The organism is Acinetobacter sichuanensis, assembly GCF_003024515.2.
Classification (GTDB): domain Bacteria; phylum Pseudomonadota; class Gammaproteobacteria; order Pseudomonadales; family Moraxellaceae; genus Acinetobacter; species Acinetobacter sichuanensis.
This window is the reverse complement of record NZ_PYIX02000223.1, coordinates 1-568: the sequence shown is the minus strand read 5'-3', so window position 1 is coordinate 568 and position 568 is coordinate 1. Positions and strand designations below refer to the sequence as shown.

The 568-nt window shown below is 42.6% G+C and carries 1 pseudogene; it reads left to right on the top strand.

Features of this window, described 5'->3' with window-relative positions:
• Nucleotides 1-66: 66 nt before the first annotated feature.
• Nucleotides 67-568: pseudogene (locus tag C9E89_RS23145) on the top strand (hypothetical protein); the annotation flags it as partial.

Genomic DNA, 568 nt, shown 5'->3' with positions numbered 1-568 from the left:
TCCTTTTTCTAAACTTAATCAAATATATAGCGCTCAATTGAGCGCTTTTTTATTGTCGAGGGAAATATGGCGTTAGATAATCAAACGTTTGCGAACTTAGAGCGTGATATTAGTGATACAGGTGAGGCTGTCAACGAAAAGAAAGTAATCAGTCCACGCTACGGAGATCCTTTTAAGTCATTGCCATTGGTTGCTGAAGAAGCGGAACTTAAAGCAGATGAAGTCGTAGCAAAAGGCTTTTATTTAGGCTTTGCAAATGAAGCTGCTATGCGTGCTTACACCCCAAGTTTTGCTGAGACTCGTGCCAAGCTTGATGATACAAAGAAAGTCTATCGCTGGGAGCGAACTTCAGCCGAAGGTGTAAGCCCAATTACAGGCATTTGGCATGACACTGGACTGTCTGAATTAGATCAGGCGAAATTGTACACAAATGATCAGATAGCCGATAACAATGCAGCGATTGACAACACACTTGGTCAACTTATGTCAGCAGTTATGGCAGATGCTACAACTAAAGCGAATGCTGCACGGGATGATGCTATTGACGCTGCAGCATTGGATGCTACAA